Genomic DNA, 20,554 nt, shown 5'->3' with positions numbered 1-20,554 from the left:
TCCCTGCGCGGGGCGACCCTTCCCGGGCCAGCCGGGCGGGACGCCGAACGTGGAGACGGGCGATGGATTTCAAGAAGGGCGATATCGTGCAGCTCAAGTCGGGCGGCCCCGCCATGGTGGTGACGGGCGACGGCGGCGACGACGTGCACGTGCTCTGGTACGGCGAGATCGTCGACGAGATCAAGACCGGCACCGTGCCGGGATTCTGCCTCGTCGAGGCCGAGCTCGAGGAAGCCGAGGACGAGGCCTTCGGCCGCCGCTGATCCGGCCCGCGGAGGGGAGCGCGGCCGCGACGGCCGCCTCCGCCCCGCCGAGCAGTGGCATCGCGCCCGGGCTTCCGGGACGATGCCCGGCGCCCGCGCGCCCCGCTCCAGGAGCGCGGCGGCACCGGCGGCCCGCCCGTGGCGGCCCGCCGCCCGGGCGCGGATCGATCGGTCCGCGTCGTTAACCGAACCTTGAGAGAACTGGGAAGAAGCCGAGGTTAACACTCGTTAACCGATGGGAAGTCTGGCAGCTTCGAGGGGTCGCAAGTCGGACCGCGATGCCGGGCGAGACCGGGCACTTGGAGCCGACGCTTCCCGAGAGTTCGCCATGCGTTTCGATCCCGCCGCACTTCTCCGCCGCCGCGCCCTTCCGGCCGTCCTGGCCGCCGGCCTGCTGGTCGCCGGCGCTTCCGCCGGTGTCGCCGACAATCTCGCGCCGGCCGCGCAGCCTTCCGTTCCGGCGGTGGACGCCACGGCAGCGCCGGCCGCCGCCACCGGCGCCCCGCTGTCGACCGACGCCCGCATCGTCGTCGTCGAGTGGAAGATCAAGAAGGGGCACGAGCAGGAGTTCCTGGACTATTGGGCCACGAAGTCCACCGTCCCCGACCGCAGCGGCCTCATCGCGGAATTCATGTCGGGCCAAGAAAGCCGCGAGCAGTTCCCCTGGATCAACTGGGCCGCCGCCGAAAGCGGAGACTATACGACGTTCTACAACATCGGCATCTGGCGCAAGGCCGACGATTTCATGGGCCAGATCGGCAAGTATATCGACAACAACCGCCCGCCGATGGCGTTCGAGGCCGACCACCGGCACCGCGTGTTCCTGCAGCCGCTGCGCTGGCGCATCGGGCAGGCGAGCCTCCCCGCCCAGGATGCACAGGGCGTTAAGTAAGATCGGACGTCCGTGGCCGTCCGGCCCGCCGCGGCCCACGGACCGTTAATCCCGTTGCGCCACTTTCCCCGGATGCGCGACGCCGCGCGCCGCGGCCGGGAGATGGTGCGATGCAGGGCTTTGCTGCGCTGATGATGACGGTCGCGATCGCGGCCACGACTCCGGCGGTCCGGGACGCCGTGCGGCCGGCCGATGCGGCGGCGCCCGCGGCGGAAGCCTATGTGGCGGTGCTGGACGCGCAGTGGAACGTGACGCGCGAGTTGCGCGTCGCTTGTCCGGTCGAGTCCGGCTGCGCCGTCGACCTCGCCCTGGGCGATCCCGAGTTCAGCGCCGTCCACGTCCGCTTCGACCCTCCCCAGGCGGGCGCCGTCGCGGTGACGAGCCGCTTGGAACACCGGGACGGCCGGGCGTCCCAGGCCGAGGACGAGGTGCTGTCGCTCGACCACACCGGCTTCGCGGCCGGCCATTACGACGCCCGAACGACGGTTTCGACGGCCGAGGCCGGCCCGATCGTGATGGTGGCCGTCCGGGTCCCGGGCTGGACGGCGTCCGCCCCCGCGCCTGCCCCCGCCCAGCGCACCTGACGCGAAGCCCCGGGACGACGCTCCCCCGGGCACCCCGCGCCGCGCATCGACCAGGGCCGGTGCCGTGCCGGAACCCCGCAGGGTGGCGGCGGAGTTCGAAGGGGGCCGAGGCCGGGCGCGGCGCGGCTGTGTAACCGCCGCGTTTCCGTCGCCGAAGCGATGGAGGCGGCCGGCCCGGCGGCGATCTCGTCCCGGACCCACTCGGCCGCCGCGCCGCCGGACCCTTCCGGCCGGCGCCCTTTCGAAGGACGTCCACAATGGCTTTCGCTTTCAAGCGCCACATCGCCCCGGTGGCGATCGCCGCCGCCCTCGGCCTCGCCGCCGCCGGCTCGGCCCGGGCCGAAAACGTGCACGAGCGCGGCACCATCGCCTCGCTCGACGGCTCGGTCCTCAAGATCAAGGACAACGCCGGCAAGGATGTGATGCTCAACCTCGACGACGGCTGGAAGATCGTCGGCGCGTCCAAGGGCACGATGGCCGACATCAAGCCCGGCACCTTCATCGGCACCGCCACCACGGGCGAGGACACCGGCATGAAGGCCGTCGAGGTCGTCGTGTTCCCCGAAGCCATGAAGGGCACCGGCGAGGGCCACTACGCCTGGGACCTGCAGCCCGGCGGCAAGACCATGATGACCAACGCCACGGTGAACAACGAGGTGAAGGGCACCGACGGCAAGTCGGTGACGCTCACCTACAAGGGCGGCGAGAAGAAGGTCGACATCAAGGACGGCACCCCCATCGTGCAGCTCGGCGATGCCACGAAGGCCGACCTGAAGCCGGGCGCCAAGGTGTTCGTCAACGCCAGCGCCATGACGGGCGACAAGCTCGAGAAGGGCGCCGTGATCGTCGGTGTCGACGGCGTCACCCCCCCGATGTGATCCGGCCTCCCCAGGGCTGAAACCGCAGGGACCCGGCCGAAAGGCCGGGTCTTTGCATGTCCGGGATCGCGCGTCCGGCGGCGCTTCCGCAACGGTCGCCCCTGCTCTAAGACATTCCCGCCCGCCCGGCCGACGACGACACGCGAATCTGTAGGACCCGATTGATGCCGAAGCGCACCGACATCGCCACGATCATGATCATCGGCGCCGGGCCGATCATCATCGGCCAGGCCTGCGAGTTCGATTATTCGGGCACCCAGGCCTGCAAGGCGCTGCGCGAGGACGGCTACCGGATCGTCCTGGTCAACTCCAACCCCGCCACCATCATGACCGACCCGGACATGGCGGACCGCACCTACGTCGAGCCGATCACGCCCGAGATCGTGGCGAAGATCATCGCGGCCGAGCGCCACGCGGTGCCGGGCGGCTTCGCGCTGCTGCCCACCATGGGCGGCCAGACGGCGCTGAACTGCGCCCTGGCGCTCGAAAAGATGGGCGTCCTCCAGGACCACGGCGTGGAGCTGATCGGCGCCACCGCGGCCGCCATCGACAAGGCCGAGGACCGCGAGCTGTTCCGCGACGCCATGACCAGGATCGGCCTCGACACGCCGCGCTCGCACCACGTCGGCTCGCTGTCGGAAGCGCTGGCCTGCATGGACGACGTCGGCCTGCCGGCGATCATCCGCCCGTCCTTCACCATGGGCGGCACGGGCGGCGGCATCGCCTACAACCGCGACGAATATATCGAGATCATCGAGCGCGGCCTCGACGCGTCCCCCACCACGCAGGTGCTGGTCGAGGAAAGCGTGCTCGGCTGGAAGGAATACGAGATGGAGGTCGTGCGCGACCGCGCCGACAACGCCATCATCGTGTGCTCGATCGAGAACGTCGACCCGATGGGCGTCCACACCGGCGATTCCATCACGGTGGCGCCCGCGCTGACGCTGACCGACAAGGAATACCAGATCATGCGCGACGCCTCGCTGGCGGTGCTGCGCGAGATCGGCGTCGAAACCGGCGGCTCCAACGTGCAGTTCGCCGTGGACCCGGCGAACGGCCGCATGATCGTGATCGAGATGAACCCGCGCGTGTCGCGCTCCTCCGCGCTGGCGTCGAAGGCGACGGGCTTCCCCATCGCCAAGGTGGCCGCCAAGCTGGCGGTCGGCTACACGCTCGACGAGATCCAGAACGACATCACCGGCGGCGCCACCCCGGCCTCGTTCGAGCCGACGATCGACTACGTCGTCACCAAGATCCCGCGCTTCGCCTTCGAGAAGTTCCCCGGCGCCGAGCCGCTGCTCAACACCGCCATGAAGTCGGTGGGCGAGGCCATGGCGATCGGCCGGACCTTCGGCGAATCGCTGCAGAAGGCGCTGCGCTCGCTGGAAACGGGGCTGAACGGCCTCGACGAGATCCCGATCGACGGCCTCGTGCCCGGCGAGGAGAAGGTGGCGCTGCGCGCGGCCCTCGGCCGGCCGACGCCGGACCGCATCCTCGTCGTCGCCCAGGCGCTGCGCCACGGCATGAGTCACGCCGAGATCCACGAGGCCTGCCGCTTCGACCCCTGGTTCATCGCCCAGATCCAGGACATCGTCGACCTGGAGGAGAAGGTGCGCCGCTTCGGCGTGCCCGCCACGGCCCCGAGCCTGCGCGCCCTGAAGAGCGCCGGCTTCTCGGACGCGCGGCTCGCGGCCCTGGCGGGGCGCGACGTCGGCGAGGTCACGGCCGCTCGCCGGGCGCTCGGCGTCCGCCCGGTGTTCAAGCGGATCGACACCTGCGCGGCCGAGTTCGCGTCCCCCACCGCCTACATGTATTCGACCTACGCGCCGCCCTTCGCGGGCGGCACGGTCGACGAGGCGCGCCCGTCCGATCGCGAGAAGGTCGTGATCCTCGGCGGCGGGCCGAACCGCATCGGCCAGGGCATCGAGTTCGATTATTGCTGCTGCCACGCCTGCTTCGCGCTGGGCGAAGCCGGCTACGAGACCGTCATGGTCAACTGCAACCCGGAAACGGTGTCGACCGATTACGACACCTCGGACCGGCTGTATTTCGAGCCCCTCACCGCCGAGGACGTGCTGGAAGTGCTGGAGGTCGAGCGGTCGAAGGGCACGCTGAAGGGCGTCATCGTGCAGTTCGGTGGCCAGACCCCCCTGAAGCTCGCCCATGCCCTGCAGGAGGCCGGCATCCCGATCCTCGGCACGACGGTGGATTCGATCGACCTCGCCGAAGACCGCGACCGCTTCAAGCGCCTGCTCGACAAGGTGGGGCTGAAGCAGCCCAAGAACGGCATCTCCTACTCGGTCGAGCAATCCCGGCTCGTCGCGGCCTCGCTGGGCCTGCCGCTGGTGGTGCGCCCTTCCTACGTGCTGGGCGGGCGCGCCATGGCGATCGTCCGCACCGAGGCGGCGCTCGACTCCTACCTGCTCGACGTGCTGCCGGGCCTCGTGCCGCCCGAGGTGAAGACGCGGTACCCCAACGACAAGACGGGGCAGATCAACACGGTGCTGGGCACCAACCCGCTGCTGTTCGACCGCTACCTGTCGGACGCCATCGAGGTCGACGTGGACGCGCTCTGCGACGGCACCGAGGTGGTGGTGGCCGGCATCATGGAGCACATCGAGGAGGCCGGCATCCATTCGGGCGATTCCGCCTGCTCGCTGCCGCCCCACTCGCTCGACGCGGCGACGATCGCCGAGATCGAGCGCCAAACCCGGGTGCTGGCGCTGGCGCTCGGCGTGGTCGGGCTGATGAACGTGCAATACGCCATCAAGGACGGCACGATCTTCGTCCTGGAGGTGAACCCCCGCGCGTCGCGCACCGTGCCCTTCGTCGCCAAGGTGATCGGCCGGCCGCTGGCCAAGATCGCGTCGCGGGTGATGGCGGGCGAGAAGCTGTCGGCCTTCGACCTGTCGGCGCCCAAGCTCGGCCACGTGGCCGTGAAGGAGGCGGTGTTCCCCTTCGCGCGCTTCCCCGGCGTCGACACCGTGCTGGGGCCGGAGATGCGCTCCACCGGCGAGGTGATCGGGCTCGACCGCTCCTTCGACATCGCCTTCGCCAAGAGCCAGCTCGGCGCCGGCACGGCGGTGCCCACCAAGGGCACGGTGTTCGTGTCGGTGAAGGACGCCGACAAGCCGCGCGTGCTCGACACCATCCGGGTGCTGAGCGGCCTCGGCTTCAAGATCCAGGCGACGGGCGGCACGCTGAAGAGCCTGCGCGAGGCCGGCATCGCGGCCACGAAGGTCAACAAGGTGTCGGAAGGGCGGCCCCATGTGGTGGACGCCATCAAGAACGGCGGCATCCAGCTCGTGGTCAACACCACGGAAGGCGCCCGGGCGCTCAGCGACTCGCGGGACCTGCGCCGCGCGGCCCTGCTCCACAAGGTGCCCTATTACACCACCCTGGCGGGCGCCATCGCGGCGGCGCGCGGCATCGGCGGCTACGTGGGCGGGGAACTCGAGGTGCGGGCCCTGCAGGACTATTTCGGCTGAACGCCCGGCCCGCGGTCCCCGACCCCGCGGCGGAACCCCGCCCGGCGCCCGCGTGTTGACGAGGCTTCGCGCCCGCATCATCCTGAACAGCCGTCGAGCCGGCCTCCCGCCGCCCGCACCGGGCGCGCCGTGGGCGCGCCGGCCGGCTCGATCCCCATGCCGTCCTCGCGGGCGCCGGCCCGCGATGCACCGTTGAGAGTGAACGAGATGGACAGAGTGCCGATGACCGTCGCGGGCTATTCCGCGCTGGAGGCCGAGCTGAAGATGCGCCAGCAGGAGGAGCGTCCGCGCATCATCCAGGCGATCGCGGAGGCGCGCTCCCACGGCGACCTGTCCGAGAACGCCGAATACCACGCCGCCAAGGAATCGCAGTCGCTGAACGAGGGCCGGATCGCCGAGCTCGAGGACAAGCTGTCGCGCGCCGAAGTCATCGACGTGACCAAGCTGTCCGGCGGGACGGTGAAGTTCGGCGCCACGGTGACGCTGGTCGACGAGGACACCGAGGAGAAGAAGGTGTTCCAGATCGTCGGCGAAAGCGAGGCGGACGTGAAGTCCGGCAAGGTGTCGATCACCTCGCCCACCGCCCGCGCCCTCATCGGCAAGAAGACCGGCGACAGCGTCGAGGTGAACACGCCCGGCGGCGGCAAGAGCTACGAACTGCTCGACGTGGCGTTCCGCTGATCGCGCCCCACCCATGACGCTCCTCCCCACGCGCCGCGCCGCCCTGGGCTTCCTGGCCTCGGCGGCGGCGGGCGCCGCCCTGCCGCTCGCCCGGTCGGCGCCCGCCGCCGCGCAGTTCGGACCGTCGCCCTTCGACGCGCCCGCGGCCGTGCCGGCCGGGCTGCGCTTCGGCACGGTTTCGGCCGACACGTCGCGCATCGCCCGGCTCGGCAATCCGGTCGGCGCCCAGATCCTGCAGCGCGACCTCGACCGCCAGCTGCGGGTCGTCTTCGCGGATCTCATGGGCGGGGGGAGCCGGGGTGCCGCGCTGCTGGTGCGCGTGAACTCGCTCTACCTCGGCTTGTACACCGGCGGGCGTGCTGGCAGCGGGCAGGGCATCGGCCCCGACAACATCGACGGCGTCGGCCTAGTGTCGTCGGGGGGCCGCGTGCTGTCCCAGACGCCGATCTACACGACGCTGGACCCGAGCTACAGCGGGGCCTGGTACCTGCCGGACATCGACCGGAGGCGCATCGACTCCATCTCCTACCAGCTCGCCTATTGGCTTCGCCGGGAGATGGGGATCTGACCACGGGACCCGCGGACGCCGTGCTCGCCGCCGAGCCGCCGCTGCTTCCGCCCGGCACCACCGCCTGGGTGCTCAGCGACGGCAAGATCGGCGACGAGGTCCAGTGCTTCGGCATCGCCGACGCGCTGGGCCTCGCGCCCCCGCGCCGCCTCATCGCGCCGCGCGCGCCCTGGTCCTGGGCGACGCCCTGGGGGCCGGTCGACCCGCGCGAAGCGCCGGGACGGGACGGCAGCCCCATCGCGCCGCCCTTTCCCGACATCGTCTTCGCGGCGGGGCGCCGCACGGTGCCCTACCTCCGCCGGATCAAGGCGGCATCGGGCGGTCGCAGCTTCACTGTTTTCGTCAAGGACCCCTACACGGGGACCGGCACCGCCGACGTGATCTGGATCCCCGAGCACGACAAGCTGCGCGGCGACAACGTGATCGTGACGCTGACGCCCGCGCATCGGCTGCGGCCGGACGTCTTCGCCCGCGCCAGGGCCGAGCCCGATCCCCGCATCGCGCCGCTGCCGCATCCGCGCGTCGCCATGGTGCTGGGCGGCAAGGGCGTGAACCACGACTTTTCTGCGGCCGACATCGCCAACTTGGCGGAGATCGCCGGCACGATCGCCGCGACCGGCGCGAGCCTGATGGTGACGCCGTCGCGCCGCACGCCGCCCGGAGCCGTGGCGGCCATCCGCGCCGCGCTGGCGCCGGCCCTCGCGCAAGGGCGCGCCTTCGTGTGGGACGGGACGGGCGAGAACCCGTATGCGCAGATCCTCGCCCACGCCTCGGCGATCCTCGTCACGGGCGACAGCGCCAACATGGTGGGCGAGGCGACCGCGACGGGCGTCCCCGTCCACGTCTACGAGCCGTCCGGCGGCCACCCCAAGGTGACGCGCTACCTCGACCGGCTGACGGAGGTGGGCGCGGTGCGGCGCTGGACCGGGCGGCTGCAGAGCTGGAGCTACGCGCCGATCGACTCGGCGCCCGTCACCGCCGCCGCGATCGCCGAGCGCTACCGGGCGTTCCGCGCGCGGCGATGAGCGCGGCTCCCCGCGCGCCGAGCCGGCGCGGGGGGAGCATCGCCCTCAGCGATAGCGCGCGAGCCAGTGGGCGTAGGGCGGCGGCAGGGTCGCCCAGGCCGGGTTCTCCACGCCGAGCGCCTTGGCGGCCATGTAGGGCCAGTGCGGGTCCGCCAGCAGCGGCCGGCCCAGCATCACCAGGTCGATCTTGCCGGCCTGGACGAGTGCGTCGGCCTCGTCGGGCTTGGAGATGTACCAGCTCGTCGTGCCCGGCAGCCCCGTTTCGCGCAGCACGCGGCCGGCGGTGTCGGCCATGAAGTTCGGTGCCCAGGGGATGTTCGCATCCGGCGTGTTGAAGCCGATCGACACGTCGACGAAGTCGAGCCCCTCGTCCTTCATGCGCCGCAGCAGCGCGATGGAGTCGTCGACCATCGCGTCGTTGCCGTCGAACTCGACGACGCCGAGCCGCACCGTGAGGGGCCTGTCCTGCGGCCACACCTTGCGCACCGCGACGAGCGTTTCGAACAGGAAGCGCGCGCGGTTCTCGGCCGAGCCGCCGTAAGCGTCGGTGCGATGGTTCGAGAGCGGCGAGAAGAAGTTCTGCGCCAGGTAGCCGTGCGCCATGTGGAGCTCCAGCCATTCGAACCCGACGTCCCGGGCCCGGACCACCGCCGCGACGGTGTCGGCCTGCACGCGCGCGATGTCGTCGAGGCTCATCTCGCGCGGCACCCGCCCGAGGCCGCCGCCGAAAGCCAGCGGCGACGGCGCGATGGTGGTCCAGGCGTTCTCCTCGCCCTCGGCGATGTGGTCGTCGCCCTCCCAGGGGCGGTTGGCCGAGGCCTTGCGGCCCGCATGGGCGATCTGGATGCCGGGCACGGCGCCCCCGTCCCGGATGGCGGCCACCACGGGGCGCAGCGCGTCCGCCTGGGCATCGTTCCACAGGCCGAGGTCGCCCCAGGTGATGCGGCCTTCCGGCGCCACCGCGGTGGCCTCGACGACCACGAGGCCCGCGCCGCCGCGCGCCAGCGACGCGTAATGGGCTTGGTGCCATGCGTTGATGGCGCCGTCGCGGGCCATGTACTGGCACATGGGCGACACCGCGATGCGGTTGCGCAGGGTGGTGGACTTCAGGGTATAGGGATCGAACAGGCGAGCCATCGTGACCTCGGCGAGGGGTGATCGGCCTTAGTTCGTCATCCATCGAACAAAGGCAAGGGGGAGGGCGGGCGGAAATGTCGGTGGCGAAGGGGGAGCGGGTGCCGCCGGAGCCCTTGAGGCTGGAGCGCGTGCTGCATGCGCTGGGCGACCCGGTGCGGCTCGGCATCGTGCGCCAGCTCGCGCGCGACGGGGAAAGCAGCTGCGCGGCGCTCGACGGGGGCCGGGCGAAATCCACGATGTCCCATCATTTCCGCGTGCTGCGCGAGGCCGGGCTGGTGCGGACGCGCGGCCTGGGCACCACGCACCTGAACACGCTGTCCCGCGCCGAGGTCGACGCGACCTTCCCGGGCCTGCTCGCCGCCGTGCTGGGCGGATCGGCCGGTGCGGTCGAAGACCGGGAGGGCGGTGTCGGGAGCGCCGCATCGTGACCGTGCGCCGGCCGCCTTCCCGCGAGGTCGGCTCCAGCGGTGACGGGGACCGGGGGAGTACGGGGACGGATGGACGGGCCTCGGCCATCGCGACCACACGCTGTGATGGTGCGCTGAGGATGGTCTATTATGAGAAGTCTGTTTTGGTTGGCGATGTCTGAGGGGCATAAGAGACCGGTGGATGCGGTCTGATATGGGCATACCCAAAACCAACTACTCAGACGCCGTTGTCGACCCTCGAGGCTTCTTTGTCAGTAATGGCCGAACAGAGTTCGTACCATGGACGGAATTATTACCAACAACATAAACTCATTGAGGAACGTCAGTATAAACAGCCATTCTCTCGGGAAGCCGGACAATAATGCTAATGGTGCAAACGTTACCCAAAAGATAAGTATTTGTATCCAAATACCTGTCGCCAGCATCATGATATTACCGATAGGACCATCGGCCTCGTCTTCATGGAGATGGTAGAAGAATGTGAATGGAAAGTGAAAATCGAGGAAGTGAAGTATGGGTCCTGTCAGTGCGTAGCATAGAATGATATATGCGATGTAGCCTACCGCTCCGGCTAGTAGTCCTGTGTACCATGGATAGGCTCTTCGAGCCCTCCGAATTTCGGCCATAGCAGAACTCCCGCTCAATCGGAGGCTTATACGATCAAATCGACAGCTCCTTCAACGTCTGATATTTTGAGCATACCCATAGCGAACCGAGGCAGGCGAGCCTTCGAAGTGCGGCCACGGCGGTCCCCTTCGGGCATATCCAAAACGATCCAACCCAGACATGGACGTGCTGAGCATCTCGCTTTGGGTGTCCCCATAACGAACTGCCGATAGCAGTCCCGTCCCGGCCGCCCTCCCGGGAAGCGCTCAGAACGAGCCGGCAGCCGCCGCCGGCCCTCGACCCATCGCCGGTCCGACAGGCGTTCCGAGAGGACCCAGAGCGTCGTCCAGCCGGTGCCACGCCGCCTCGTCCCCCGGCAGGCCGAACCGCAGCCGCCGCGGGTGCTCCGCGAAGGGGCGCGTGAGAATTCCTCTGACGGCGAGGCGGCGGAACCAGGGGTCCGCGTCGTCGACCTCGGCCAAGCGGAACAGCGACGTGCCGCCCACCACCGTGGCGCCCCTCGCCGTCAACAGCCCGTCGAGCCGCGCGGCGTCGCGGGCGAGGCGGGCGCGGGCGGAGGCCGCCCAGGCGTCGTCGGCGAGGGCCGCCCGGCCGACCGCGATCGCGGGGCCGCTCACCGCCCAGGGACCGAGCGCCGCCCGCAGCGCCGCGGCGCGCTCCGGCGGTGCCACCGCGAAGCCGAGCCGCAGCCCCGCGAGGCCGTAGAACTTGCCGAAGGAGCGCAGCACGACGGCGTTCGGCGGCGGCGCGGGCGCATGGCTCCAACACGGCGCGACGACGTCGGCGAAGGCTTCGTCGACCACCAGCAGGCCGACGTGCCGCGCCAGCGCGGCGAGGTCGGCCGGTGCCACGAGGCGCCCGTCCGGGTTGTTGGGGTTGACCACCACGGCGGCGTCGAAGCCCGCGAGGGCGGCGAGGGTGTCCACCGTCTCGACCGTCGCACCCGTGGCCTGCCAGGCGCGGGCATGGTCGCCGTAGGTGAAGCCGAGCACGCCGACGCGCCGGGCCGGGAACAGCCGCGGCAGCCATTGGATCAGCGCTTCCGTGCCGGGGGCCGCCACGGTTCCGGCGGCCTCGGCGCCATAGGCCCTCGCCGCCGCGGCTTCCAGGGCGCGGGCCGCGCCGGCGTCGGGCAGACCCGTCCAGGCGGCGGGGTCGAGCGAGGGCAGGGGGTAGGGCACCGGGTTGATGCCTGTCGACAGGTCGATCCAGGGCGCCGGCGCGTCGGGAAAGGCCGCGCGGGCCGCGCCGAGGTCGCCGCCGTGATAGGTGAAGCGGTCCCGTTCCCCAGACTCGGTGTCGATGTTCCTGTCCTCCACTATCCCGCTCTGCTGCATCGCCCTCGGCCTCGAAGCCGCCTTCGGCTATCCCGCCTCGCTGTACCGCGCCCTGGGCCACCCCGTCACCTGGATGGGAGCTTGGCTCGCCGCGCTGGAGCGCGGGCTGAACCGCCCGGCCTGGGGCTTCGCCCGCCGCCGCAGCGCGGGCGCCCTGGCGCTCGCGGCCCTGCTCGGCGCGACGGCTGCCGTCGCGTGGGCCCTGCAATGGGGGTTCGGGCACTCGCTGCCGGGCATCCTCCTTCTGGCCGCGATCGCGGCGAGCCTGCCGGCGCAGCGCAGCCTGCACGACCACGTCCGCGACGTGGCGGTCGCGCTGGAACGCGACGGCCTGGTGGCCGGGCGGCGGGCGGTCGGCCGGATCGTCGGGCGCGACACGGCGGTGCTCGACGAGGCCGGCGTGGCGCGGGCCGCGATCGAGAGCCTCGCCGAGAATTTTTCGGACGGCGTCGTGGCGCCGGCCTTCTGGCTGGCGCTGGGCGGGCTGCCGGGCTGCGCGCTCTACAAGGCCGCCAACACGGCCGACAGCATGGTGGGCCACCGCTCGGAGCGCTACGCCGCCTTCGGCTGGGCGGCGGCGCGCTTCGACGACCTCGTGAACCTGCCTTGTTCGCGCCTCGCCGCGCTGTGGGTCGTCCTCGCCTGCCCGCTCGCCGGGGGTTCGGCCGCGGGGGCGTGGCGGGCGGTCCGGCGCGACGCGTCCCGCCACCGCTCGCCCAACGCCGGCTGGCCCGAGGCCGCGGTGGCGGGCGCGCTCGGGCTGAAGCTCGCCGGCCCGCGGGTCTACGGGGCCGTGCCGGTCGAGGACGCCTTCATGGGCGACGGGCGGCCCGACGCGGGCGCGGCGGACATCCGCCACGCGCTCAAGCTGTACCGCTGGGCCTGCGGGGTGCAGTTCGCCGTGCTGGCGGGGCTGGCCGCGCTGGTCACCGTGCCAGGCTGAGCAGCCGGTCGAGGTCGACGTGGCGTTCCAGGTGGTCGGCCAGGCGGTCCAGCACGCGCTCGACCTCGGCCTCATAGGCGAGGTCCGAGGGGGCGGCCCCGAGGCGGCGGAGCCAGGCGGCGCGCTGGCGGTCGTCCCCGAAGAAGCCGTGCGCGTAGGCGCCGCCCACCCGCCCGTCGGCCGACACGGCGCCGTCTTCCGCGCCGTCGTCGAAGCGCAGCAGGGGCCGGGCGCGGTCGGGGCCGGTCGTCGCGCCCACATGCATCTCGTAGCCCGCGAAGGGCACGCCGTCGTCGACCGTGCGTCCCGTGACGGGGCGCAGCACCTTCGCGCCCGTCAGCACCGTTTCGACGTCGAGCAGGCCGAGCCCGGCGACGGCGCCGGGCGGCCCCTCGATCCCGTCGGGGTCGGACACGCGGCGGCCGAGCATCTGGTATCCGCCGCAGAGCCCGAGCACGCGCCCGCCCCGCCGCGCATGGGCCAGGATGTCGATGTCCCACCCTTCGCGGCGCAGCGCCGCGAGGTCGGGGATGGTGGCCTTCGAGCCCGGCAGCACCACGAGGTCGCAGACCGGCACGGGCTCGCCCGCGCGCAGCATCACGAGGTCGACCCCCGGCTCCAGCTTCAGGGGGTCGAGGTCGTCGAAGTTGGAGATGCGCGGCAGCACCGGCACGCAGATCCGCACCCCGGTCCCGCGGGCGCGAGGGGCGCCGAGCGCCACGGCGTCCTCGGCGGGAAGCCGCGCCGCTTCGGCGAAATGCGGGATCAGCCCCAGCGCCGGCCAGCCGCTGCGCTCGGCGATGATCGCCATGCCGTCCGTGAACAGCGTCGGGTCGCCGCGGAACTTGTTGACGAGGAAGCCCACCACCATCGCGGCGTCCTCGGGGTCGATCACGGCGCGCGTGCCGACGATCTGGGCGATGACGCCGCCGCGGTCGATGTCGCCGATCAGCGCCACCGGCACGCCGGCGCGGCGCGCGAAGCCCATGTTGGCGATGTCGTTCGGCCGGAGATTGACCTCGGCCGGCGAGCCCGCGCCCTCCACCAGCACGAGGTCGGCCTCGGCGCGCAGGCGCGCGAAGCTGTCCTGCACGGCTTCCATGAGCCGCGGCTTCCAGCCCTGGTATTCCCGCGCGCGGGCGTTGCCGACGACGCGCCCCCGCACCACCACCTGGGAGCCCACCTCGCTCTGCGGCTTCAACAGCACCGGGTTCATGTGGACCGTGGGGGCGACGCCCGCCGCCCGGGCCTGCAGCGCTTGGGCGCGGCCGATCTCGCCGCCGTCCGCCGTCACGGCGGCGTTGTTGGACATGTTCTGCGGCTTGAACGGCCGCACCCGCAGGCCGCGGCGCGCATAGGCGCGGGCGAGGCCGGCGACGACCAGCGACTTGCCGACGTCCGACCCCGTGCCCTGCAGCATCAGGGCGCGGGCGGCGGGGGCCGGGGAGGTCAAAACTCGATCCCCGCCTGCGCCTTCACGCCGGCGGCGAAGTGGTGCTTGGTGGCCTCGAAGGTGGTGACGAGGTCGGCGGCGGCGATCAGCTCCGGCTTGGCGTTGCGCCCCGTCGCGACGACGTGGAGGCCCGGCCGCCGCGCTTCCAGCGCGGCGACCACGTCGCCGAGCCGCAGGTAGTCGTAGCGCAGCGCGATGTTGATCTCGTCGAGCACCAGGAGGCGGATGGCCGGGTCGGCCATCAGCTCGCGCGCCTTGCCCCACGCCGCCTCGGCGGCCGCGACGTCGCGGTCGCGGTCCTGCGTTTCCCAGGTGAAGCCCTCGCCCATGGAATGCCAGCGCACGAGCTCCGAGCCTTCCAGCAGGCGGCGCTCGCCCGTGTCCCACGCGCCCTTGATGAACTGCACCACGCCCACCGGCCAGCCGTGCCCCAGCGCGCGCAGCGCGAGGCCGAAGGCGGCGGTGGACTTGCCCTTGCCGGGTCCGGTGTTGACCATCAGCAGCCCCTTCTCGGCGATGGGCTTCGACGCCACCTCGGCGTCCTGCACGGCCTTGCGGTGGGCCATCTTGAGCTTGTGGCGGAGGGCGTCTTCGGCGTCGGTCATGGGGGCGGCATAGACCGGAACGGGCGCGCCGTCACGGCGCCCGCGCCACGACCTCGCCGGGGCCGACCGCGCGCCCGGCATTCGCGGCCCGACGCAACGGGCCCGTTCAGGCGGCCGGAGGCTTCAAGCCGGCGATCAGGGCCTTCGATCGCGGGTCTCACGGGCGGCATTCCCCGGCCGGCGCGCCGCGTGCCGCCCTGCGGCGCCCTTCAAGCGCCACAGCGCCACCGCGGTCAACGCGACGCCGACGGCGGCGGTCGCCCCGCCCGCGCCCGACGGATCGGCCAAGGCCGCGCCGCCGGTGCGGCCCAGATACACGAACAGAAGGGTCTGCGGCAGCACGCCGACGAGCGAGATGACGCTGTATTCGCCGAACCCCATGCGGGACACCCCGCAGGCGAAGGCGATCACGGGGCCGGGCACCGGGGACCCCAGCCGCAGGAGCCCGAGCACGCGCCAGCCTTCGGCTTCGATCGCCCGCAGGACGGCCTCGGCCCGGGGCTTCCGCGCCACGAAGCGGCCGATCGGGCCCGCGAGGACGTGGCGGGCCAGCGCGAAACCCAGCGTCGCCCCGAATGCGCTGCCGATCATGGCCGGGACCAGCGCGGACCAGCCCAGCATCGCGCCGGCGCCGATGCAGACCACGGGGCGCGGCACCGGCACGACGCCGCCCAACGTCAACAGGCCGATGACGGTCAGGACCTCGGCGAGGGCGGGATCGGCGACGGGAAGCGGAAGCACGATGTCGGCTCTCGATCCTCGCCTGTCACGGGCGCCGTCCCGCGACGTCGGAGCTGTGCGGGGGCCGAGCGCCCCCTTCTCAGTTCCTGTTGGCCGCCGTCGAGACCGGGTCGGCGGCGGCCTGGACGTTGGCGCCCACCGTGTCGATGCCGTAGACGTCGTCGCGGAACTGCACCGTGCCCGAAGGATCGGCCCAGCCGGTCAGGTACACCCAGGCCACCGGCACCGCCTTCGGCAGCTTGATGTCCTCGTGGTCGCCGGTCTTCACCTGGTCGAGCATGGCATCCTTGGTCCAGGTGCCGGTCGGCGAACCGCCCGTCCCCTCGAGCAGCCAGGCGGCGAGGTCGAACACGCCTTCGACGCGCACGCAGCCGTGCGACAGGAACCGGTAGTCGCCGCCGAAGAAGCGCTTGGACGGCGTGTCGTGCATGTACACGGCGTATTTGTTGGGCATGTTGATGCGGATGTTGCCCAGCGCGTTCGACGTGCCGGAGTCCTGCCGCAGGATGTAGTTGGTGGCCTTCTGGGAGTTCCAGTCGACCGAGCGGGCGTTGATGACGTTGCCGGCGCCGTCGAGGATGCGGATGTGCTGCCGGCTGAGGTAGCCGGAGTCCTTCTGCATCTTCGGGATGATCTCGTTCTTGATGATCGAGGTCGGCACCGTCCAGGTCGGGTTGAGGTTGATGGCCTGCACCTTGGCGTCGACTTCCGGCGACGCGTGCTCGGGCCCGCCCACCACCGCCACGTAGCGGTGGACCACCTTGCCGTTCTCCACCGCCTCGACGGATGCCGAGGGGATGTTCACCACCACGTAGCGGTCCGCGAAGGAGATGTTGCGGCCGGCCAAGCGCTGCGCCGAGGACGCGAGCTCGGTGAAGCGCGTGCGGGCCGGCACGTTCATGGCCTTCAGCGTGGCGCCCGCCACGACGCCCGTGTCCTTCAGGCCGTGGCGCGCCTGGAAGCGCTTCACGGCCGCGGCGAGGTCGTTGCCCCACTTCTGCGAGAACATGCCGGCCGTCAGGTCGGCGGGGTCTCCGCCCTCGGCCTTGCCGAGATCGCCCTCGATGGCGAGGCGCAGGCGCAGCGTCGAGATGGCCTTGCCGGGCGAGCCGGCCGAAACGGGGCCGGCGATCTCGGGCCAGCCGCCGGCGTCCGCGATGGATGCGTAGCGCTCGGACGCCTTGGCGGTGGCGAAGAAGGTTTCGGCCGTCAAGGTCGGCTCGGGATCGGTCGACAGCGCCGTTTCGCGCGGCGGGGCCGGGGGGGCGACGCGCTTCTTCTTGGCGACCACCACGGGGGTCAAGGGGGCCGGCGCGGCGGTCGGTGCCGAGGCTTCGGCCGGGGTGGGCGACGCCGGGGCTGCGGCTGCGGCGGCCGGAGGCGCCGACACCACGGTTCCGGCCGCGGCGGCAGCGTCGGGCTGGGTGGCGGCCGGCACCTTCGGGAGCGAGGCCGCGACGGGCGGCGCGGCGGGGACCGCCGGCAGCGCGATGGCGGGGGCCGCGGCTGCGGCGGGCGGCGCACCGGCGGCTGGCGTCGCAGGGGCCGGCGTGTTGGCCAGCGGCGTCGGGGCCAGCAGCGGCGAGGACTGGGCCTGGGCGGCCGAGGCGAAGCCCGCCGTCAACCCCGCCACGGCGGCGATGAGCGCCGCCCGCGACACCCGATTGCGCTTCGTTTCAGCCGTCATCCGATCCCTGCCCATCGCGACGCGGGCCCGAACGCGAGGGAACCCAGGATCCGGACGGGACCCCGGGACCGCTGCGGCCCATGCTTTTCGCTAGTGCGACAATGCGGTGGATCCGTGGCCCGCGCGACGCCCGGGCGCCCGGCCCCCGGGGTCATCCGCGCTTTCGGCCGCGATGTTGCGCCGCCGCAACAGGGGACGCGGCCGCGATGCCGGCTCCGGCTTTCCCCCGCTGGACGGGAAGCTTCGGGGGGTCAGGGCGCCTTCGGCGCCACCGTGGCGGGCGCCGGCGTGCTGGGCGTCACGTCGGCGGGCTTGGCGTTGTCGAGCGCGGTGACCTGGAGCTGCGAGAACTTCCAGGTGTCGGTCTGGTCCTTCTCGGACTGCGCCCGCATGCCGATCTGCCCGCCGCCGTCCGGCGCCTGCCCCTTCACGCTGGCGAAGGGCTGGCCGTTGATGAAGGTCGACACCGTGCCGCCGTCCATCTTCACCTCCAGCAGGTTTTGCGAGCCGGTGGCGCGCTTGATGTCGGCGCTCTGCTTCCATTCCACGACGTCGATCCACTTGCCGTTCACCTTGCGGGTGATCTCGGCGAAGCCGCTCGGCGTGACCATGAACATATAGTAGTTGTCGTAGTCCTTGGCCCAGAAGATCGGGCCCGCCATGGTGTTGTCGTTGTCGCTGAGCTTGTTCGGCACCCGCACGGTCAGGCAGTAATCGGCGTCGTTGAACAGGATGGCCTTGTACACGAGCAGGTTCGAGATGTCGGGCTGCGGCTTGACCTTGACCTTGCCTTCCTCGACCTGGACGTCCGGGCTGTCGAAACCCCAGGACGCGTCCACCTGCTTGAAGTCGTCGGAGAACAGCACCTTGCCGGTGCCGCAGGCGAAGGACGGGGTCGCCGTCAACAGGCCGAGGGCCGCGATGCCGGCGGAAAGCGTCAGTCTCATGCCCGTAACTCCTCGCGCGCCGCCCACAGCGTCAGCTCAGCCGTGAACGCGCGAAGCGCCGATCCGTTCGCGCGGCGCGGCGTAAATCAGGCCTCGACCACCACGACGTGCAGCCGGCGCGGCCCGTGGGCGCCGAGGATCAGCGTCTGCTCGATGTCGGCCGAGCGGGACGGCCCGGTGACGAAGTTGAGCGTCCGCGGCATGAGGCCTTTGCCGTAGCGCTCGCGGACGCGCGCCAGCACGGCCTCATAGTCGCCCGCGACGTCCCGCGCCGCCACCACCACCACGTGGTTGTCGGGCAGGAAGTTGAGCGTCGTCGGGTTGTCCTGCCCGGACAGGAGCACCAGCGTGCCGCTTTCCGCCACGGCGCCGTAGGCCCAGCTGAGTCCGTTGATGTCCGAGCCGTCCGAGGGCCCCACGGCGGTGTCGAGCGCCGTGGCGTGCCAGGGGAGGGATCGGAGCGCCGGGTCGGATCCCATGCGGATCGTCGCCGGCAGGTTGGCGTCCCGCAGGAAGCGCGCCACCGCGTCCGGCACGTCCGCGGCGGTCGCCACCCGCTCCACCGTGGCGGCGGCGGCCTCGGCCTTGTCGCAGAACAGCGCCACGCGCTCGGCGTCCGGGAGCTGGCCGCGCGCCGGGACGACGCCGGGCCGCGCGAGCGCGATGCGGGCCTCGACGGCGTCGCGCCGCGGGGCTTCGCGGCCCGTGACGCCCAGCGAGCGGCGGACGGTGCCCAGCACCGTGTCGCGCGCGCTTCCGTCCCCGGCGGCGCTCACGCGGCGGTCCCCGGCCGGCCGCGCTTGGCCTTCCATTGGCTTTGAAAGGTGCCGCCCTGGGGGGCGGGCATGTCGCGGAAGTCCGTCCAGCCCTTGGCGAAGGGCAGGGACGCGAAGCGGCCCCGCGCGCCGCCCGCGACGTGAAGCGCCCGCATGGCGAGCCCGGTCGCGGCGCGGTACAGCTTCGGCCGGGTGGCGAACCAGCCCCAGAAGGTGAGCCCGCTCCGCACCGTCGCGGGCTGCAGGTGGCGCTCGAACTCGCGTTCGCGCCAATGGCGCATCAGCTTGGGCAGGGGGATACGCACCGGGCACACGCTTTCGCAGCGCCCGCAGAACGTCGACGCGTTGGGCAGATGGCCGGCCGTCTCGACGCCGATCAGCGCGGGGGTGAGGACGGCGCCCATCGGGCCGGGGTAGATCCAGCCGTAGGCGTGGCCGCCGACCGAATGGTACACCGGGCAATGGTTCATGCAGGCGCCGCAGCGGATGCAGCGCAGCATCTCCTCGAAGCTCGTGCCGAGCATCGAGGAGCGGCCGTTGTCGATCAGAACGACGTGGTATTCGTCCGGCCCGTCGGGGTCCTCCGGGCGGCGCGGGCCCGTCGACAGCGTCGTGTAGACCGACATCTCCTGGCCCGTGGCGGAGCGCGCCAGCACGCGCAGCAGCTGCCCCACGTCTTCCAGCGTCGGCACCAGCTTCTCGATCGAGGCCAGCACGACGTGGACGCGCGGCAGGAGCTGCGTCAGGTCGCCGTTGCCCTCGTTGGTGACGATCACCGAGGTGCCGGTCTCGGCCACGAGGAAGTTCGCGCCCGTGATGCCCACGTCCGCGGCGAGGAAGCGCTCCCGCAGGATCCCGCGGGCCTCGGCCTGCAGACTGTGGTGGGTGGAGATGTCCCGGTCGGCGTCGAGGTGGACGTGGTGGCGGCGGAAGTCGGCCTCGACCTGGTCGCGGGTGAGGTGGACCGCGGGGGCGATGATGTGGCTCGGCACCTCGCCGCGGAGCTGCACGATGTATTCGCCGAGGTCGGTCTCGACCGGGACGAGGCCGGCGGCCTCGATGGCGGCGTTGAGGCCGATCTCCTCGGAGATCATGCTCTTGCCCTTGGTGACCGTGCGGGCGCCGACGCGCCGGCAGATGTCGAGCACGGCCTTCCGCGCTTCTTCGGCGTCGCGGGCGAAGTGGACGTGGCCGCCCGCCGCCGTCACCTTCTCCTCCCAGGCCTCGATGTAGAGGTCGAGGTGCTTCAGCGTGTGGGCTTTGATGTCCCGCGCGCTGTCGCGCAGCGCTTCGAACTCGGGCAGGGCTTCGGCCGCGGCGGCGCGCTTGGCGATGAAGGCCTGGCGCACGTGGCCGAGGGCGCGCTGCAGCTCGCGATCCCCGAGCGCCGCGTGGGCGTTCTCCTTGAACTGCGGGGACGTCGGGTGGATCGTCATGGCAGCATCCGGGTCTGGAGGACGGCGCGCGCGCGGGGGACCCGCCGCGATGGGGGCA

Annotated in this window: 19 protein-coding genes; 10 read left to right on the top strand and 9 right to left on the bottom strand. The window is 71.8% G+C overall.

What is annotated here, in order from left to right:
- The first annotated feature begins 62 nt into the window (after positions 1 to 62).
- From D3273_RS01640 to D3273_RS01605, 8 genes are all read left to right on the top strand, one after another.
- Entirely contained in the window at positions 63 to 263 is a 201-nt protein-coding gene (locus tag D3273_RS01640) for a DUF2158 domain-containing protein (protein ID WP_129222838.1), read from the top strand.
- A gap of 328 nt (positions 264 to 591) precedes the next feature.
- Complete coding sequence (locus D3273_RS01635; protein ID WP_129222837.1) at positions 592 to 1,155, top strand: hypothetical protein; 564 nt, start codon at positions 592 to 594, stop codon at positions 1,153 to 1,155.
- Positions 1,156 to 1,265: 110 nt separating this feature from the next.
- Complete coding sequence (locus D3273_RS01630; RefSeq protein WP_129222836.1) at positions 1,266 to 1,739, top strand: hypothetical protein; 474 nt, start codon at positions 1,266 to 1,268, stop codon at positions 1,737 to 1,739.
- A gap of 257 nt (positions 1,740 to 1,996) precedes the next feature.
- Positions 1,997 to 2,617 (top strand): hypothetical protein, encoded by a 621-nt coding sequence (locus tag D3273_RS01625; protein WP_129222835.1) that lies wholly within the window; start codon positions 1,997 to 1,999, stop codon positions 2,615 to 2,617.
- 164 nt (positions 2,618 to 2,781) lie between these two features.
- Positions 2,782 to 6,105: a carbamoyl-phosphate synthase large subunit gene (gene carB, locus D3273_RS01620; RefSeq protein ID WP_129222834.1), complete on the top strand. Its 3,324-nt coding sequence runs from the start codon at positions 2,782 to 2,784 to the stop codon at positions 6,103 to 6,105.
- Between the two features lie 207 nt (positions 6,106 to 6,312).
- Positions 6,313 to 6,786 carry a transcription elongation factor GreA gene (greA, locus tag D3273_RS01615; protein ID WP_129222833.1) on the top strand — a complete coding sequence of 158 codons (474 nt, stop codon included), beginning with the start codon at positions 6,313 to 6,315 and terminating at the stop codon, positions 6,784 to 6,786.
- Between the two features lie 13 nt (positions 6,787 to 6,799).
- On the top strand, positions 6,800 to 7,354 hold the full coding sequence (locus tag D3273_RS01610; protein WP_129222832.1) for a hypothetical protein: 555 nt from the start codon (positions 6,800 to 6,802) through the stop codon (positions 7,352 to 7,354).
- A gap of 20 nt (positions 7,355 to 7,374) precedes the next feature.
- Entirely contained in the window at positions 7,375 to 8,379 is a 1,005-nt protein-coding gene (locus tag D3273_RS01605) for a mitochondrial fission ELM1 family protein (RefSeq protein ID WP_129222831.1), read from the top strand.
- A gap of 45 nt (positions 8,380 to 8,424) precedes the next feature.
- Here the strand turns inward: D3273_RS01605 and D3273_RS01600 are convergent, their stop codons facing one another.
- On the bottom strand, positions 8,425 to 9,516 hold the full coding sequence (locus tag D3273_RS01600; RefSeq protein ID WP_129222830.1) for an NADH:flavin oxidoreductase/NADH oxidase: 1,092 nt from the start codon (positions 9,514 to 9,516) through the stop codon (positions 8,425 to 8,427).
- Positions 9,517 to 9,590: 74 nt separating this feature from the next.
- On the opposite strand from D3273_RS01600, the gene D3273_RS01595 reads away from it, so the two are divergent.
- Positions 9,591 to 9,944 carry an ArsR/SmtB family transcription factor gene (locus tag D3273_RS01595; RefSeq protein ID WP_129222829.1) on the top strand — a complete coding sequence of 118 codons (354 nt, stop codon included), beginning with the start codon at positions 9,591 to 9,593 and terminating at the stop codon, positions 9,942 to 9,944.
- A gap of 872 nt (positions 9,945 to 10,816) precedes the next feature.
- Here the strand turns inward: D3273_RS01595 and cobD are convergent.
- Positions 10,817 to 11,890, bottom strand: coding sequence for a threonine-phosphate decarboxylase CobD (cobD, locus tag D3273_RS01590; protein WP_245500930.1), 1,074 nt, complete (start codon positions 11,888 to 11,890; stop codon positions 10,817 to 10,819).
- Between cobD and cbiB the strand changes: the two genes are divergently transcribed.
- Complete coding sequence (cbiB, locus tag D3273_RS01585) at positions 11,874 to 12,851, top strand: adenosylcobinamide-phosphate synthase CbiB (RefSeq protein ID WP_129222827.1); 978 nt, start codon at positions 11,874 to 11,876, stop codon at positions 12,849 to 12,851. The genes cobD and cbiB overlap by 17 nt on opposite strands.
- On the opposite strand, the gene D3273_RS01580 is transcribed toward cbiB, so the two are convergent.
- The 7 genes from D3273_RS01580 to D3273_RS01550 form a co-directional block, all read right to left on the bottom strand.
- Entirely contained in the window at positions 12,835 to 14,271 is a 1,437-nt protein-coding gene (locus D3273_RS01580; protein WP_129223035.1) for a cobyric acid synthase, read from the bottom strand. The two genes, cbiB and D3273_RS01580, sit on opposite strands and share 17 nt — an antisense overlap.
- A 29-nt stretch (positions 14,272 to 14,300) precedes the next feature.
- Positions 14,301 to 14,909, bottom strand: coding sequence for a cob(I)yrinic acid a,c-diamide adenosyltransferase (cobO, locus tag D3273_RS01575; protein ID WP_129222826.1), 609 nt, complete (start codon positions 14,907 to 14,909; stop codon positions 14,301 to 14,303).
- A gap of 135 nt (positions 14,910 to 15,044) precedes the next feature.
- Positions 15,045 to 15,650 (bottom strand): TVP38/TMEM64 family protein, encoded by a 606-nt coding sequence (locus tag D3273_RS01570; RefSeq protein WP_129222825.1) that lies wholly within the window; start codon positions 15,648 to 15,650, stop codon positions 15,045 to 15,047.
- Positions 15,651 to 15,729: 79 nt separating this feature from the next.
- Positions 15,730 to 17,337: a L,D-transpeptidase family protein gene (locus D3273_RS01565; RefSeq protein WP_129222824.1), complete on the bottom strand. Its 1,608-nt coding sequence runs from the start codon at positions 17,335 to 17,337 to the stop codon at positions 15,730 to 15,732.
- A 251-nt stretch (positions 17,338 to 17,588) separates the two neighbouring features.
- Complete coding sequence (locus D3273_RS01560) at positions 17,589 to 18,284, bottom strand: hypothetical protein (RefSeq protein WP_129222823.1); 696 nt, start codon at positions 18,282 to 18,284, stop codon at positions 17,589 to 17,591.
- An 86-nt stretch (positions 18,285 to 18,370) separates the two neighbouring features.
- Positions 18,371 to 19,060, bottom strand: coding sequence for a LutC/YkgG family protein (locus D3273_RS01555; protein WP_245500929.1), 690 nt, complete (start codon positions 19,058 to 19,060; stop codon positions 18,371 to 18,373).
- A complete protein-coding gene (locus tag D3273_RS01550; protein WP_129222821.1) occupies positions 19,057 to 20,496 on the bottom strand; it encodes a lactate utilization protein B in 1,440 nt (479 codons plus the stop codon). Before D3273_RS01550 ends, D3273_RS01555 begins: the two co-directional genes overlap by 4 nt.
- Positions 20,497 to 20,554 lie beyond the last annotated feature (58 nt).

Source organism: Lichenibacterium minor, from assembly GCF_004137685.1.
In the GTDB taxonomy this organism is placed as follows: domain Bacteria; phylum Pseudomonadota; class Alphaproteobacteria; order Rhizobiales; family Beijerinckiaceae; genus Lichenihabitans; species Lichenihabitans minor.
This window is presented reverse-complemented; position numbering and strand designations above follow the sequence as displayed.

Coding starts and splice junctions, on each gene's coding strand:
- D3273_RS01610 (WP_129222832.1), top strand. CDS start 6,800: ATGACGCTCCTCCCCACGCGCCGCGCCGCCCTGGGCTTCCTGGCCTCG.
- D3273_RS01635 (WP_129222837.1), top strand. CDS start 592: ATGCGTTTCGATCCCGCCGCACTTCTCCGCCGCCGCGCCCTTCCGGCC.
- cbiB (WP_129222827.1), top strand. CDS start 11,874: ATGTTCCTGTCCTCCACTATCCCGCTCTGCTGCATCGCCCTCGGCCTC.
- D3273_RS01580 (WP_129223035.1), bottom strand. CDS start 14,271: ATGCTGCAGGGCACGGGGTCGGACGTCGGCAAGTCGCTGGTCGTCGCC.
- greA (WP_129222833.1), top strand. CDS start 6,313: ATGGACAGAGTGCCGATGACCGTCGCGGGCTATTCCGCGCTGGAGGCC.
- D3273_RS01630 (WP_129222836.1), top strand. CDS start 1,266: ATGCAGGGCTTTGCTGCGCTGATGATGACGGTCGCGATCGCGGCCACG.
- D3273_RS01600 (WP_129222830.1), bottom strand. CDS start 9,516: ATGGCTCGCCTGTTCGATCCCTATACCCTGAAGTCCACCACCCTGCGC.
- D3273_RS01565 (WP_129222824.1), bottom strand. CDS start 17,337: ATGACGGCTGAAACGAAGCGCAATCGGGTGTCGCGGGCGGCGCTCATC.
- D3273_RS01550 (WP_129222821.1), bottom strand. CDS start 20,496: ATGACGATCCACCCGACGTCCCCGCAGTTCAAGGAGAACGCCCACGCG.
- D3273_RS01595 (WP_129222829.1), top strand. CDS start 9,591: ATGTCGGTGGCGAAGGGGGAGCGGGTGCCGCCGGAGCCCTTGAGGCTG.
- D3273_RS01625 (WP_129222835.1), top strand. CDS start 1,997: ATGGCTTTCGCTTTCAAGCGCCACATCGCCCCGGTGGCGATCGCCGCC.
- D3273_RS01560 (WP_129222823.1), bottom strand. CDS start 18,284: ATGAGACTGACGCTTTCCGCCGGCATCGCGGCCCTCGGCCTGTTGACG.
- carB (WP_129222834.1), top strand. CDS start 2,782: ATGCCGAAGCGCACCGACATCGCCACGATCATGATCATCGGCGCCGGG.
- D3273_RS01640 (WP_129222838.1), top strand. CDS start 63: ATGGATTTCAAGAAGGGCGATATCGTGCAGCTCAAGTCGGGCGGCCCC.
- cobO (WP_129222826.1), bottom strand. CDS start 14,909: ATGACCGACGCCGAAGACGCCCTCCGCCACAAGCTCAAGATGGCCCAC.